Origin of the sequence: Streptosporangium sp. NPDC048047 (assembly GCF_040653115.1) — a bacterium.
Lineage (GTDB): Bacteria > Actinomycetota > Actinomycetes > Streptosporangiales > Streptosporangiaceae > Streptosporangium.
Window position 1 is genome coordinate 33,054 of record NZ_JBEZNH010000060.1, and the last position, 13,168, is coordinate 46,221.

The window sequence follows — 13,168 nt, forward strand, 5'->3', positions numbered from 1 at the left end:
AACGGCCGTCCCCCTTTCCGGGGACCTCTCCCGGGACCGGGCCTCTCCCGGAGTCCGGGGACGGTCAGGGAAAGGCTCAGGGGTGGCGCAGGAACGGCCGCTCCCTGGAGGCGGCCACCGCCGCGAAGCCGTGGCGGAGCATGGCCGACTCGTACTCGGCGACGGCCGTCTCCAGCGGCACGCCGTGCCGGGCGGTGAAGACCAGCGCGTGGCGCAGGAGCCCGGCGTCGCGCAGCACGACGTTGGCGCCCTCGCCCCGGCCGGGGGACATGGTGTGGATCGCGTCGCCCAGCAGGGTCACGCCGGGCACGTGCCACGGCTCGACGGGCCGGGCGGAACGCAGCCGTACCGGGAAGGGCGCCTCGCCCTCCTCGACGAGGCGCCGGACGGCGGCAGGCCGGTCGCGGATCAGGTCCAGGGCGAGCCGGCGCAGGCCGGCCGGGTCCAGGCGCTCCGGCCGGTCCGCGCCGCCGGAGCCGTCCGGCGGGTGCGTGCCGCCGGGCCGCCCTCCCATGGAACCCGCCGAACCCGCCGATCCCGCGGAGCCGGTGGAGATCGTCCAGGCGAGGTAGCCGGGGATCTCCGTCAGGCCCGCGGGGAGCGGGCCGCGGGTGCGGCAGGTCGCCACGGTCATGGAGACGCCGTCCGGGCCGGTCAGCGTGGCGAAGGCGTCCACGAGCGCCTCCGGGACCCACCCCGGGACGTCCTCGCCGACGAGGGTCCTGCCGTACAGCAGGGTGCCGAGTTCGTCGAAGGCCGCGCCGGGCGCCACGAACGGGCGGACCGCCGAGCCGGTGCCGTCGGCGCCGACCAGCAGGTCGCCGTCGGCGTGGGTGCCGTCGGCGAAGCGGGCGCGGATCCGGCCGTCGCCCAGCCGTTCCAGGCGCCGGAAGGTCGCGCCGAAGCGTACGGCGCCGTCCAGGCCGGTCAGCAGGATCTCGCGGAGGGTGAGCCGGTTGATCCCGAAGTACGCCGCCTCGTCGAGGTGGGGGAGGGGCTTGCCGAACAGGGGGTTCAGCCGGTGGTCCAGGGCGGTCAGACGGGTGGCCTGCCGCAGGGAGGCGGCCAGGCACAGGCCGAACAGGTGCTCGGGCAGGCATTCGCGCAGGGCGCGGGTGCCGTCCGGCTTGAGGGAGATGCGGTAGCCCTGCCCGGTGGTGCGGGGGGAGTCGTCGCGTTCGAAGACGGTGACGCCGATCCCGGCCGTCGTCAGGCCCTGGGCCAGGCACAGGCCGCCGAGCCCGGCGCCGATGATCAGGACGTGCGGGGGTCTCCTCGGGGGTTCGGAGCGGGGATGGTCCATGCCGGGACGCTAACAGATGACTGTCATGACAGTAAATGGCTCGACAGCTACCGGTAGCATGCCGGTATGGATCCCCGGCATCTGCGGCTCGTCCTCGGCGGCGGCTCGCTGGTCAACCAGGTGGGCCGCGAGCTGCGCGCGGCCGTCGAGGCCCGGCTCGTGCCGTTCGGCGTGACCGCCCAGCAGGCGGCGCTCCTGCTGCACGCGGCCCGGGGGGAGGCGGGTCCGGGCCGGCTCGCCGCCGAACTGGGCACCGACACCGCCGGGATGACGAGGCTGCTGGACCGGCTGGAGGCCAAGGGCCTCGTCCGGCGGCGGCGCAGCGCGGGGGACCGCCGGGCGGTCGTCGTCGAGGTGACGGCGGAGGGGCGTGAGCTCGTCCCGGCGCTCGCCCCGGTCTTCGGCCGGGTCGCCCGCCGTCTGCTCGACGGGTTCTCGGCGGAGGAGGTCGAGCAGCTCACCGGTCTGCTGGGCCGGATGCTGGCCAACCTGGACGCCGGGTCTCCGGGCGGCGACGGGACGCCACCGGAGACCCTTTATTAATCTACATTGTAAAGGCGACTAGTCTGGTCCGATGACCCAGCCGTACCTGACCGTGGAAGACCTCGTCGAGCACGAGACGGAGGTCAAGCGATCGCGGTTCCTGTGCGCGGTCGCCCCGGCGGGTTCGGAGGAGGCGGCGCGGGAGTTCGTCGCCGGGCGCAGGCGCTCCCACGGCGACGCCACGCACAACTGCTCGGCCTACGTGATCGGCGGGGACCGGGGGATCCAGAGGGCCGACGACGACGGCGAGCCCGGCGGCACCGCCGGCATGCCCATGCTGGAGACGCTGCTGCGCCGGGGGTTGTCGGACGTGGTGGCGGTGGTGACGCGGTACTTCGGCGGGGTGAAGCTGGGTGCGGGCGGCCTGGTGCGGGCCTACGGCTCGTCGGTGGGCAAGGCGCTCGATCGGGCCCGTCTGGTGGAGATGGTCCCGGCGCGGCTGGTGGCGGTGAGTGTGGACCATGTGCGGGCCGGGCGGCTGGAGAGCGATCTGCGGGGCTCGCCGTACGAGGTGTGGGAGGTGGGGTACGGGGCGGGGGTCCGGTTCACGGTCGCGGTGCGGGAGGCGGACCTGCCGGTGTTCGGTGACTGGGTGGCCACGCTGACGGCGGGCCGGGCGGAGGTCGAGGAGGGGGAGGCGGTCCATCTGCGGGCCGGGTGACGCGCTGCCGGATAACGGGCCGGAGTCGCGCACCATCCCGGCGAAGGGTTCTCCTGGTCACCGCCCCGTTATGGCCGCTCATGTTTCGTGTCGGTGGATCAGACGGTGAGGACCACCTTGCCGCGCACGTGGCCGCTCTCGACGAGGCGATGAGCGGCGACGGCCTCGCGTAGCGGGAACGTCCGGACGGGCAGAGTCAGCCGACCGGTCACCGCCTTGCCGACGATCTCGCGCAGGGCGGGAAGCGAGCGGCCTCCGACTCGCCGCACCCCGTGTTCCTCGACGGCACGCTGGTCGACGGTCGTCCCGATGCGGTGGCGGTCCTGGACCATGGCGAGGCTGGTGGTGACGGCTTCACCGCCGATGAGGTCCAGGACGACGTCGACTCCGTCCGGTGCGAGAGCGCGGACGCGGTCGAGCAGTCCAGGACCGTAGGTGGTGGGGGTGGCGCCGAGGCCACGCAGGTAGCCGTGGTTGTTCTCGCTGGCGGTCCCGATGACCCGTGCACCCAGCTCGCGCGCGAGCTGGGTGGCGATGGTGCCGACACCGCCGGCCGCGGCATGGATCAGGAGGACATCGCCGGGTCCCACACCCAGCTGCGACAGCGCGGTGTGGGCGGTCTGCCCTGCGGCGGGCAGGCCTGCGGCCATCTCCCACGGGACCGATGGCGGTTTCACGACCAGGCCGGTGACGTCGACGGCCAGGACTTCCGCATAGGCCTGCGCGGTGGCCGAGCCCACCACGTCGGTGCCGACGGCGACGACGCCGTCGGCAGGGACGTCGGGGCCGAGGGTGATGACCGTTCCGGCGAACTCGTTGCCCAGGCGTTGCGGGAAGCCGGCGGGGCGGGTGCCGGCGAAGTCGCCGCGGCGGAGCTTGCAGTCGACCGGGTTGACTCCGGCTGCGCGGATCCGCACGAGTGCCTGGCCGGGTCCCGGCCGTGGGGTCTCGATCTGCAGGGGCCGCAGGACTTCCGGGGGGCCGAAGCGGGTCAGTGCGATGACGGTCGGCATGAAGGGGCTGGCTCCTTGGGGCGTGTGGTGGTGACCGGCGCTCAGCCGGTCAGGGCGTAGGGGCGGGCTGTGCGGGCGGCACGCAGGGCTGTCCCCCACCAGGTCAGCCGGTCGAACAGGGTGTGCGCCGCGGCTTCGGCGGATTTGGCGGTGGCGGGGTCGGTGACGCGTCCGTTCTGGTCCACGTGGGCGTGCGGGGAGTGGAAGCTGACCGTGTCGCGCAGGGTGACGGCATGCAGCTCGGCGAGGACCTGGCGCAGTTGTTCGACGGCGCGCAACCCGCCGGCGAGTCCGCCGTAGGAGACGAACCCGACGGGCTTGGCGGCCCACTCGTTGCGGACGGTGTCGATCGCGAGTTTCAGTGAGGCGGGGTAGCCATGGTTGTATTCGCAGGTCACGATGAGGACGGCGTCGGCTTCGCCGATGCGGCCGATGAACTTCGCTGCGTCGGCCGAGCCGCTGAGGTCGGCGGGCAGGTGGAGCTCGGCCAGATCGATGATGTCGGTGGCCAACTCCGGCCGCCCGGCGGCGATGCCGGCGGTCCAGCGGCCGATGGCTGCGCCGAAGCGGCCCTGGCGGGTGCTGGCGATGATCAGTGCCAGGCGCAGAGGCTGGTCGTTCACGAGCGGGTTTCCTTGTCCTCGTGGCGGGCGTCCTCGTGGCGGGCGCGCGCGGCGTCACGCACGGCGGTGAGGCCGGCCGCCAGTTGCTCGCGCTGCGGGTGTGAGAGCCGGTCGAAGGAGAGTCGTTCCAGTTCGGCCCAGGCGGTTCGAATGCGGGGGCACAGGGCTCGTCCTGTGCCGGTGAGGTCGACGTTCATCGCGCGCTGGTCGGTCTGGGAGGGGGTCCGCACGATGAGCTCGGCGCGTTGCATGGCCTGCAGGGTCGCGGTCACCGTGGAGCGGTCGCGGCCCAGGAAACGGACGAGCTCGGCCTGCGGCGTCCGGCCGTGGTCCTGCAGGTACAGCAGGATCACCTCCTGCGGGGCCACCAGGCCCAGGTCGGCCAGGAGCGAGGCGGCCAAGGCGGCGTGGGCCCGTACCGCCTGCAGCAGCAGTGAGCCGAGGGGGGCCTCGGCGATCTGGACTCCCGGGTGGGGCCTCGGCGCCTGCTCAGGGTTTCTTGTTGGCATGCCAACATCATAATGCGCATACTGCTGGCATGCCAACAAAATCTGGTGACCTCGATCCGATGGAGCCGGGTCTGGTCCGTCATGCCGTGATCTTGATGATCGGCGGCCTGGCGTCCCTGCTCAACACCACCATCGTGGGAGTCGCCCTGGAGGACGCCCGGATCGCCCTGGCCGCCGGCACCGAGCAGATCCAGTGGGTGGCGACCGCCCACCTCCTCACGCTGGCCGTGGTCGTCCCCGCGATGCCCTGGGCGCTCAGCCGCGTCGGCCCCCGGACACTGTGGCGGGCCAGCCTGCTCATCTTCGCCGTGGCCTCGCTGCTGTGCGGAGCCGCATGGTCCACCCCCAGCCTCATCGTCTTCCGCATCCTGCAGGGAATCGGCAGCGGGCTGATCCTGCCCGTGTTGCAGACGATCCTCGCCACCATGGCGGGGCCACGGCGGCTGGGCCGGGTGATGGCACTGGTCGCGGTGCCCGGCCAGCTCGCGCCACTCCTCGGACCGGTCCTCGGCGGCATATTGATCGACGGTCCCGGATGGCGGTGGGTGTTCTGGGTCAGCGTTCCGCTGAGCATCGCCGCTCTGGTCCTGTCCTGGCATGGACTCCCCGACACCGTGCCCGCCGACCCGCGGCCCTTCGACCTGCGTGGACTGCTCCTGTTGTGCCCTGGACTGGCGGTACTGCTGTACGGCGGCACCCGGCTGACGGCCTCCACGGACGTTCTCGGCGCCGGGCCGCCGATCGCGCTCGGCACCGTGCTGCTGCTCGGCTACACGCACCGGGCCCTCCGCCGCCGTCATCCCCTGGTGGACCTACGGTTGTTCGGCGATCGTGCATTCGCCCTGTCCTGCGGGCTGATGATGCTGGCCGGCGCGTCGATCTTCGGCCCCATGGTGCTGCTGCCACTGTTCTACCAGCAGGTACGCGGTGCCACCGGCGTGGAAACAGGTTTGCTGCTGGCTCCCCTGGCACTCGGCACCATGACCGCGTTACCCCTGGCCGGGCGGCTCACCGACCGCTTCGGACCTCGCGTGCTGCTCGTCGCCGGCACGGTCGTCGCCGCCGCCGGCACTGTGCCCTACGTGGCCGCGCCCGACGCGAGCGATCCAGTGCTGAGCGTCGCTCTGTTCCTGCGCGGTGTCGGACTCGGCCTGGCCACCGTCCCCATCATCACCGTCGCGTACATGCGGTTGTCGGCTGAGGCCGTTCCCGAGGCGACCACCCTGCTCAGCGTCATCCAACGCATCGGTGGCTCCTTCGGCACGGCTTTCCTTCTCACCATCGTGACCCGCCACCTCGCCACCGGCGGCTCTGCCCTGCAGGCGTACACGATCGCCTTCGGTGCCACCCTCATCCTCTCCCTGCTCGCGCTCGTTCCAGCGGCACTGTTGCCACGGCGAGAGCCGGTGTCCCCAGACTCCGACACCAGCCGCTCAGCCGCTCGGCCGGTTCGTTGAGCTCGGGTTCGTGCCTCGAGTGCCGCGGTGTCTGCTTGTCGGTGCAGTCCGCCCCGAGCCCGGCATCGGCGCAGTGTCGCAGCAGGCCCTCGATCATCGCCGCGGCCTCGGAGGAGGAACACGACTTGAGCGGACCGCCTGCGGAGCGGATCGCGCACCGATCAGGTTTCCGCGCCGCGCCCGTCTGTACGTGTGAGATCGACTCACGAGAGGCTGCACGATGCGGAAACTGATTTTCGCCATGAACGTCACCCTGGACGGCTACATCGCCGCCTGGTCACCGTACCGGTCCTGGTGGGCGGCGGCACGCCGTTCTTCACCGCGCTGGACGGCTGGGCGAACCTGAAGCCGGTCGAGACGCGGACGTTCCCCGGCGGCCTGGTGCTGACCCGGTACGAGACGAGGCGATGAGGCGGGGCCGGATGCCCGGCCCCGGCGTGCTCACCGCGGCCCCCGGGGGTGAAGGGACCTTTTCCCGGCTCTTCCTCGCGTTCCGGGTGGGCTGCCGACCGGCTCGCCGAAGATGGGACGACGGTGACGCCGGCCCGTGGCGCCGGACCCGTCCCCGATGGGGACGGGTCCGATCACAGCGTCGCGGGCAGGCCCAGCCATGGTTTGCCGGTGGCGTCGAATCCGGTGAGCTCGGCGATCCTCCCGTCGACGATGTGCAGGACCGCGATGTTGAGCAAGCGGTGTTCCGGGTCGCCGGGGGTGCGGAGGTACAGCGCGGCGGCGGGCATGCGGTTGACCGTCGTGGCGATGCAGCGCCAGTCGTCGTGGCCGCGCTGGAAGAGCCCGCCGGAGACCCAGCCGTCCACCGCGTCCTCGGCCGTGAGGATCAAGGTACCCGGCTCGGGCAGCATCGCGAAGCGCAGGTCGTCGCGCAGCAGGGCCATCAGGCCGGTGAGGTCGTTGCGCTCATGGGCGTCCATGTACGACCTCACCACGCCGCGCTCGTCATCCGACAGCTCGTGCGTGGCGGGGCTCCGCCAGTCGAGGCGGCGGCCGGGCAACCGCTCGCGCATCGTCACGCGCGCCCGCTGCAGTGCGCTGGTCACCGATGCGACGGTCAGCTCGAGGGCGTCGGCGGCCTTCGACGCCGGCCAGCCGAGGACGTCGCGCAGGACGAACACCGCCCGCTGCCGCGGTGGCAGGTGCTGGACGGCGGCGATGAACGCCAGCTCGATCGTCTCCCGCGCCACCACCGATTCCTGCGGGTCCTCCGGGAGCATCCGGTCCGGGTAGGGCTGCAGGTGGCGCACTTCCGAGTCCGCGTCCGGCAGCTCGGCGGGCACGGGTGTGCGGTCGTTGCGTTTGTCCAGGAAGTCGAGGCAGGCGTTCGTCGCGATCCGGTACAGCCAGGTCCGCAGCGCGGCGTGGCCCTTGAAGGACTCCCGTTTGTTCCACGCCCGCAGGAACGTCTCCTGCGTCAGGTCCTGGGCGTCCTCGTAGTTCGCGAGCATCCGGTAGCAGTGCACCTGCAGTTCACGCCGGTGGCGCTCGGTGATGAGCGCGAACCGTGCCGCGTCGTTCGAGCGGGCCGCCGCGATGAACGCGGCCTCGTCGTCTGACGGTCTGGTGTCGGTCATGTTGGTCGATCCTTCCGCGGGTGGCGAGGGGCCACCAGAACTGACGACGTGGCGGGGGATTTCTGAGCGGTGAGAACGAGGGCCCTTACCGCCGGATTCGCGGGCTTGTTCCTCGTGGAGCGGATCCAGCGGGCCGACGGCCTGAGCGTCGACCGGCTCGGCCGGCTGGAAGATGTGGGATGGATCACAGGGTTCGCCGGAACTTTTCCGGTGGACGTGCGGCCGGGCCGGTCGGCGCGGGGCTGTGGTTTTCCGCGGCCTCCGGGTGCGGCCGGGCCGCGGGGGGCGGGTGGGTCTCCGCATTCTCGCGGGTGCGCGGGGCTTCGTAGGGTTCGGGTCATGAGCACCTCAACGACTGTCGATGGAGTCGCCGGCTGGGCGATCGGCCTGATGGAGACCCTGGGAGCCCCGGGGGCGGGGCTGGCGATCGCGCTGGAGAACCTGTTCCCGCCGTTGCCGAGTGAGGTGATCCTGCCGTTGGCGGGGTTCACCGCGAGCAAGGGGGACATGTCGCTGTTCGAGGCGATCTTCTGGACCACGTTGGGGTCGGTGGTCGGGGCGGTGGCGTTGTACGGGGTCGGGGCGTTGCTGGGGCGGGCACGGGTGGTGGCCATCGCGCGGAGGTTGCCGCTGGTGGACGTGTCCGACATCGAGAAGACGGAGGCGTGGTTCGCCCGGCATGGCCGTAAGACGGTGTTCTTCGGGCGGATGATCCCGATCTTCCGTAGCCTGATCTCCATTCCGGCGGGGGTGGAGCGGATGCCGGTTCCGGTGTTCCTGGTGCTGACGACGCTGGGCAGTCTCATCTGGAACACGGTCTTCGTGATGGCAGGGTATCTGCTGGGGGAGAACTGGGATCTGGTGGAGGGTTACGCCGGGGTTCTGTCCAAGGTGGTGCTGGGCGCGGTGGCGCTGGCCGTGGTGGTGTTCGTCGTGGTCCGGGTGCGGCGCCGGGGCAGGCACCACGCGGAGCGCTGAGGTGGGCGCCGAGGTGGCCGCCGTGGCGGGCGGGGCGGCGGCCGGGTCGCGGCTCGATCGCTCCGGCGGTCCTCCGGCCGTCGGCGGAAGAGCGGCACGGCGGTGAGTGTGGCGGTGGACGCGGCGGGCGCGGTGGTCCGGGCGGCGCGGGTGCTGGCCGGGATCGCCCTGGGGGTCCCGGCGGCGGTGGTGCAGCTGCTCTTCCTGCTGGTGGCGGGGCCGCTGCTGTGGGTGCCCCGGGCCCGGAAGGGCGTGCTGGCGGTGGCGGTACGGCTGGCCGGGGCCGAGGTCCGGCGGCTGGAGCTGCTCGGCGGGGCGGAGGTCGCCGGGGGTGCGGGGGGCCGGTCCGGCGGTCACGACGGGCGGCGGGCGCTGCGTTATCTGGCGTTGCGCTGGCCGGTCGGGGTGCTGGGCGCGCTGGTGCTCACGCTGCTGGTCGCGGGGGTCGCAGTGGCGGTGCCGCTGGCCTGGAGCTGGAGCCGGGGCGAGCCGTTCGACGGCATGACGCCCAGTGTCCTTCTGGTGTCGTACGCCTCGGTGGCCGGGGTGGTGCTGCTGTTCCTGGAGGTCACGGGCCTGATGGGGGTGGCGGCGCTGGAGCGGCGGCTGGCGCGTTCGGCGCTGGGGCCCAGCCCGACGGAGCGGCTGGAGCGGCGGATCGCCGAGCTGGCCGAGACCCGGTCGGGGATCGTGGCGGCGGTCGACCAGGAGCGGCGCCGTATCGAGCGTGATCTGCACGACGGGGTGCAGCAGCGGCTGGTGGCGCTGGCCATGCTGATCGGCCGTGCCCGGCGGGGCCGTTCGCCGGAGATGCTGGAGGAGCTGCTGCGCCAGGCGCACCGGGAGGCGCAGGAGGCGCTGGGCGACCTGCGGGAGGTGGCCTGGCGGGTGTATCCGGCGGGCCTGGACTCCCTGGGGCTGCGGGAGGCACTGGACACCGTCGCCGAGCGCGCCGGGGTGCCGGTGGAGGTCCGCTACGGCCTGGACGGGCGGCCGCCCGGCCCGGTGGAGACCGCGGCGTACTTCGTGGTCTGCGAGGCGGTCACCAACGCGGCCAAGCACGCGGCGGCGCGCTCGGTCACCGTGGAGGTCGTCCGGGAGGGGGCGGCGGTCGTCGTGCGGACGAGGGACGACGGGTGCGGCGGCGCGGATCCGGCGGGCGGGGGGCTTTCCGGCCTGGCCCGGCGGGTGGCGGCGCTGGACGGGCGGCTGGAGGTGGTGAGCCCGCCGGGCGGGCCGACGGTGGTGACCGCGAGGCTGCCGTGGGGGTGATCCCTTCCGGAACCCGGCGGCCGTCCCGGAAGGGGCGCTCAGCCCTCCAGGGCGTACTGCATGACGCGGAGTTTGGCCTGGGCTTCGGCGAGTTCGGAGGCGGGGTCGGAGTCGCCCATGATGCCGCAGCCGGCGAACAGCCGGGCCCGGGGTCCCTCGATCTGGGCGCAGCGCAGCGCGATGCCCCATTCGCCGTCGCCGCGGGCGTCGATCCAGCCGACCGGGCCGGCGTATCCGGCGCGGTCCATGCCCTCCAGTTCGCGGATGACGTCGAGCGCGGTGCGGGTGGGGGTGCCGCCGACGGCGGCGGTGGGGTGCATGGCGGCGACCACGTCCAGGACCGAGGCGCCGTCGGCGAGGCGGCCGGTGACCGGGCTGGCCAGGTGCTGGACGTTGGGCAGGACGAGCAGTTCGGGTTCGGTGGGCACGGTGAGCTCCGCGCACAGCGGGGCGAGCGCCTCGCGGACCGATTCCACCGCGCAGGTGTGCTCGTAGCGGTCCTTGTCGGAGGCGAACAGGCCGGCGCCGCGGGCGTCGTCGTCGGCCTGGCTGGTGCCGCGGGAGACGGTGCCGGCCAGCACCAGCGACTCGATGGTCTCGCCGGTGCGGCGGACCAGCAGTTCGGGGGTGGCGCCGACCAGGCCGGCGCAGGAGAAGGTGTAGCACTCGGGATAGCGGGAGGCCAGGCGTGACAGCAGCAGCCGGACGTCGATGGGCCGTTCGGCGACGGCGGTCAGGTCGCGGGCCAGCACGGCCTTCTCCAGCCGCCCGGATCTGATCTGCCGTACGGCGAGGGCCACGGCGTGCTCCCACTCCGGGGCGGTGAGGCTGCCGTCGCCGTAGCGGATCCGGCCGGGGTCGGCGGGCGGGGTGACGAGGTCGAGGTGTTCGTCGCCGACGGTGGTGAGCCAGGCGCGGCCGTCGCGGCGGGCGAGGACGACCCGGGGGACGACGAGGACCGAGCCGTGGGCGTCGGGGTCGAAGGTGAAGGAGCCGAAGGCGACCGGTCCGGAGCCGGGGACGCCGGCCTCGTCGTCGGTGTGGGCCTCTCCGAGGATCGCCGAGAGCCATCGGCGGGCCCAGTCGAAGCGGCCGGGGCCGGGTGGCACGGCCACGCGCGCGGCCTCACCCCAGGCGACCAGCCCCTCTCCGCGCCTGATCCAGGCGTAGGGGGCGGCCTCCGGAAGTCGCGCGAGCAGGTCGCCGGGGTCACCGACGAGGGTGGTTCTCACCACGAGGGGGCGGGTCAGTCCGAGCGCGACACTCACCCGGAACACTCTATGCCGGAAACTGAACGTGTTCGACGACGGCCCCGGTATCGGTGCCTCCGCCACGTTCCGTCAAGAAAGCCATGGTGCCCGGTCAATGAAGGGCGCCGCGCCGTCCTGCGGTGATACATCCCTTGGCAGGGGTGCGACCGTTCGGAGGTGTCATGGCCGGCAGGATTGTGACAGTGCTCACAGGCGTGGTGACGCTGGTGGCCCTCTGCCCGGCGGCGCCGGCGCGGGCCGCCGGTCCGCGGGCCGGGGAGACCCCGGCGGCGGGGTCGCGTCCGGCGGGCTCGCGCGCGGCGCGGGAGGCAGAGGGCGCGCCGGCCGCCGGGTGGCGGCCGGCGGTGATGGTGGCGGTGGGGGATTCGATCAGTTCGGGGTTCAACGCCTGCGGCTGGTATGTGCCGTGTCCGGCGCGGTCCTGGTCGACGGGTGACGACGAGCGGGTGCGCAGTCACTACCTGCGGTTGCTGGGCGATGGCGCCCCGGTCGGCGGGCACGGCGTCAACCTGGCCGTGCCCGGGGCGACCAGCGCCGATCTGGCCCGGCAGATGGCCGGGGCGGTGGCCCGGCGCGCCGACTACGTCACGGTGCTGGTCGGCGCGCAGGACGCGTGCGTGGCCGAGGAGCGGCGGATGACTCCGGTGGAGGTCTACCGCAGGAGGGTGGCCGGGGCGCTGGAGACGTTGCGGGCCGGGCGGCCGGACGCGCGGGTGCTCCTGGTCAGCGTCCCCGACCTCAAGCGGTTGTGGCAGGTGGGCAGGAACAGTGTGGCGGCTCGGGCGTTCTGGGCGGTGGGCCGTATCTGCCAGAGCATGCTGGCCCGGCCGCGCTCGACGGCGCCGGCCGACCGGGAGCGCCGTGAGCGGGTGCGGGACCGGGTCGCCGGCTACAACTCCGCGCTGGCGCAGGTGTGCGCCGCCTACGGCCCGGCCTGCCGGTTCGACGGCGGCGCGCTGTTCGGGTGCCGTTTCACCCGGGACCAGCTGAGCAAGTGGGACTTCTTCCACCCCAGCGCCTCCGGGCAGCGGGTGATCGCCCAGCTGACGTTCCCGCTGGTCGAGGACTGGCTGCGCGAGCCGGCCGGAGAGCAGGCCGCCTGAGCGGGCCCGGCGGGGCCTTTCACGTGAGGACCTTGTCCAGGAACGCCGTGAGCCGGGTCCGGGTGCGGTCGATCTGCTGCTCCAGCGTCAGCGACTCCTGGAGCCGGCCGCCGAGGCCGGGCAGCTTCTTGCCGCGCAGGTACAGCGAGCAGTCCAGGTCGGTGCAGGCGTACAGGCCGACGGAGTTGCTGTCGCGGCCGGCGGGGCCGGCTCTGCGGGCGGTCATCAGGGAGACGCCGGTGCCCGGGTGCATGGTCAGGCACAGGGAGCACATGCCGCGGTGCGCGCCGCCGCGCTGCCGGGCCGCCAGCCGCAGGGCCACGCCGACGACCTCGCCGCCGTGTTCGGCGACGAGGTAGCCGCGTTCGGGGGCCGAGGGGTCGAGCCATCCCAGGAAGTCCAGGTCGTCCCAGGGGCGTTCGGACAGGTCCCGCGGGAGCGTCAGCCGTTTGGTCTCCCCCTTGGAACAGTTGACGAACGAGCCGCGGATCTCCTGTTCGGTTACTGCTTTCATGCCGCGGAACGCTACCTTGCCTAAATGCTGTAGGCAAAGGATTAATTTCCCTAGGAAAGGCGGGGTGCCGGATCCCCGGCTCCACCGGCCCCGTCGGCCCCCCGCGTCGGCCCTCCAGACTCCGCGGGACCCCGCCGGACCCGCGCCCGTTTCCCGGCCACGCCCGGCCCTCCGGACCCCGCCTCCCGCCCGGCCCCGCCGGGCTGTCAGCCGTGCCGGGCTCTCAGCCGCGGGGGGGGGGCACAAGGCGCGGGGGGGGGGGGGGCGCCGCGGGGAGGGCCGCGGGGGGCCCCCGCGGGGGGGGCGGGCGGGGGGGCCCCGCCGCCGCGGCG

At 73.2% G+C, this 13,168-nt stretch carries 13 protein-coding genes and 1 pseudogene; 7 read left to right on the forward strand and 7 right to left on the reverse strand.

Translation table 11 applies throughout. The annotated features are described in order from the left end of the window. Positions 1-76: 76 nt before the first annotated feature. The gene (locus AB0D67_RS33075) at positions 77-1,303 is read right to left on the reverse strand and encodes an NAD(P)/FAD-dependent oxidoreductase (protein WP_362944728.1); all 1,227 of its coding nucleotides are present in this window, start codon (positions 1,301-1,303) and stop codon (positions 77-79) included. A gap of 66 nt (positions 1,304-1,369) precedes the next feature. Here AB0D67_RS33075 and AB0D67_RS33080 point away from each other — a divergent pair, with 66 nt between their 5' ends. Further along, complete coding sequence (locus AB0D67_RS33080; protein ID WP_362944730.1) at positions 1,370-1,846, forward strand: MarR family winged helix-turn-helix transcriptional regulator; 477 nt, start codon at positions 1,370-1,372, stop codon at positions 1,844-1,846. A 31-nt stretch (positions 1,847-1,877) separates the two neighbouring features. Further along, positions 1,878-2,507, forward strand: coding sequence for a YigZ family protein (locus tag AB0D67_RS33085; protein ID WP_362944732.1), 630 nt, complete (start codon positions 1,878-1,880; stop codon positions 2,505-2,507). Between the two features lie 98 nt (positions 2,508-2,605). Here the strand turns inward: AB0D67_RS33085 and AB0D67_RS33090 are convergent, their stop codons facing one another. The 3 genes from AB0D67_RS33090 to AB0D67_RS33100 are packed head-to-tail and all read right to left on the reverse strand — an operon-like array spanning position 2,606 to position 4,652. Beyond that, positions 2,606-3,520: an NADP-dependent oxidoreductase gene (locus tag AB0D67_RS33090; protein WP_362944734.1), complete on the reverse strand. Its 915-nt coding sequence runs from the start codon at positions 3,518-3,520 to the stop codon at positions 2,606-2,608. A gap of 41 nt (positions 3,521-3,561) precedes the next feature. Beyond that, positions 3,562-4,143 carry an NAD(P)H-dependent oxidoreductase gene (locus AB0D67_RS33095; RefSeq protein WP_362944736.1) on the reverse strand — a complete coding sequence of 194 codons (582 nt, stop codon included), beginning with the start codon at positions 4,141-4,143 and terminating at the stop codon, positions 3,562-3,564. Further along, a complete protein-coding gene (locus AB0D67_RS33100; protein ID WP_362944738.1) occupies positions 4,140-4,652 on the reverse strand; it encodes a MarR family transcriptional regulator in 513 nt (170 codons plus the stop codon). Before AB0D67_RS33100 ends, AB0D67_RS33095 begins: the two co-directional genes overlap by 4 nt. 29 nt (positions 4,653-4,681) lie before the next feature. Between AB0D67_RS33100 and AB0D67_RS33105 the strand changes: the two genes are divergently transcribed. Continuing rightward, on the forward strand, positions 4,682-6,109 hold the full coding sequence (locus AB0D67_RS33105; protein ID WP_362944740.1) for a DHA2 family efflux MFS transporter permease subunit: 1,428 nt from the start codon (positions 4,682-4,684) through the stop codon (positions 6,107-6,109). A 276-nt stretch (positions 6,110-6,385) separates the two neighbouring features. Beyond that, positions 6,386-6,520, forward strand: a pseudogene (locus AB0D67_RS33110) (dihydrofolate reductase); the annotation flags it as partial. A gap of 173 nt (positions 6,521-6,693) precedes the next feature. Here AB0D67_RS33110 and AB0D67_RS33115 read toward each other — a convergent pair. Further along, complete coding sequence (locus AB0D67_RS33115) at positions 6,694-7,698, reverse strand: RNA polymerase subunit sigma-70 (protein ID WP_362944742.1); 1,005 nt, start codon at positions 7,696-7,698, stop codon at positions 6,694-6,696. A gap of 339 nt (positions 7,699-8,037) precedes the next feature. Between AB0D67_RS33115 and AB0D67_RS33120 the strand changes: the two genes are divergently transcribed. Beyond that, positions 8,038-8,676 carry a DedA family protein gene (locus AB0D67_RS33120; RefSeq protein WP_362944744.1) on the forward strand — a complete coding sequence of 213 codons (639 nt, stop codon included), beginning with the start codon at positions 8,038-8,040 and terminating at the stop codon, positions 8,674-8,676. A 102-nt stretch (positions 8,677-8,778) separates the two neighbouring features. Further along, complete coding sequence (locus AB0D67_RS33125; RefSeq protein WP_362944746.1) at positions 8,779-9,948, forward strand: histidine kinase; 1,170 nt, start codon at positions 8,779-8,781, stop codon at positions 9,946-9,948. 38 nt (positions 9,949-9,986) lie between these two features. Here the strand turns inward: AB0D67_RS33125 and AB0D67_RS33130 are convergent, their stop codons facing one another. Then, the gene (locus AB0D67_RS33130) at positions 9,987-11,225 is read right to left on the reverse strand and encodes an isochorismate synthase (RefSeq protein WP_362944748.1); all 1,239 of its coding nucleotides are present in this window, start codon (positions 11,223-11,225) and stop codon (positions 9,987-9,989) included. Between the two features lie 176 nt (positions 11,226-11,401). Here AB0D67_RS33130 and AB0D67_RS33135 point away from each other — a divergent pair, with 176 nt between their 5' ends. Next, positions 11,402-12,322, forward strand: a complete 921-nt coding sequence (locus AB0D67_RS33135) for a GDSL-type esterase/lipase family protein (RefSeq protein WP_362944750.1) — start codon at positions 11,402-11,404, stop codon at positions 12,320-12,322. Between the two features lie 19 nt (positions 12,323-12,341). On the opposite strand, the gene AB0D67_RS33140 is transcribed toward AB0D67_RS33135, so the two are convergent. Continuing rightward, positions 12,342-12,836 (reverse strand): FBP domain-containing protein, encoded by a 495-nt coding sequence (locus tag AB0D67_RS33140; RefSeq protein ID WP_362944752.1) that lies wholly within the window; start codon positions 12,834-12,836, stop codon positions 12,342-12,344. Positions 12,837-13,168: the final 332 nt, after the last annotated feature.

What these genes read in the sequence shown, in the direction of transcription:
- AB0D67_RS33120 (WP_362944744.1), top strand. Translation starts at nt 8,038, where the DNA reads ATGAGCACCTCAACGACTGTCGATGGAGTCGCCGGCTGGGCGATCGGC.
- AB0D67_RS33105 (WP_362944740.1), top strand. Translation starts at nt 4,682, where the DNA reads ATGCCAACAAAATCTGGTGACCTCGATCCGATGGAGCCGGGTCTGGTC.
- AB0D67_RS33090 (WP_362944734.1), bottom strand. Translation starts at nt 3,520, where the DNA reads ATGCCGACCGTCATCGCACTGACCCGCTTCGGCCCCCCGGAAGTCCTG.
- AB0D67_RS33140 (WP_362944752.1), bottom strand. Translation starts at nt 12,836, where the DNA reads ATGAAAGCAGTAACCGAACAGGAGATCCGCGGCTCGTTCGTCAACTGT.
- AB0D67_RS33080 (WP_362944730.1), top strand. Translation starts at nt 1,370, where the DNA reads ATGGATCCCCGGCATCTGCGGCTCGTCCTCGGCGGCGGCTCGCTGGTC.
- AB0D67_RS33075 (WP_362944728.1), bottom strand. Translation starts at nt 1,303, where the DNA reads ATGGACCATCCCCGCTCCGAACCCCCGAGGAGACCCCCGCACGTCCTG.
- AB0D67_RS33100 (WP_362944738.1), bottom strand. Translation starts at nt 4,652, where the DNA reads ATGCCAACAAGAAACCCTGAGCAGGCGCCGAGGCCCCACCCGGGAGTC.
- AB0D67_RS33115 (WP_362944742.1), bottom strand. Translation starts at nt 7,698, where the DNA reads ATGACCGACACCAGACCGTCAGACGACGAGGCCGCGTTCATCGCGGCG.
- AB0D67_RS33085 (WP_362944732.1), top strand. Translation starts at nt 1,878, where the DNA reads ATGACCCAGCCGTACCTGACCGTGGAAGACCTCGTCGAGCACGAGACG.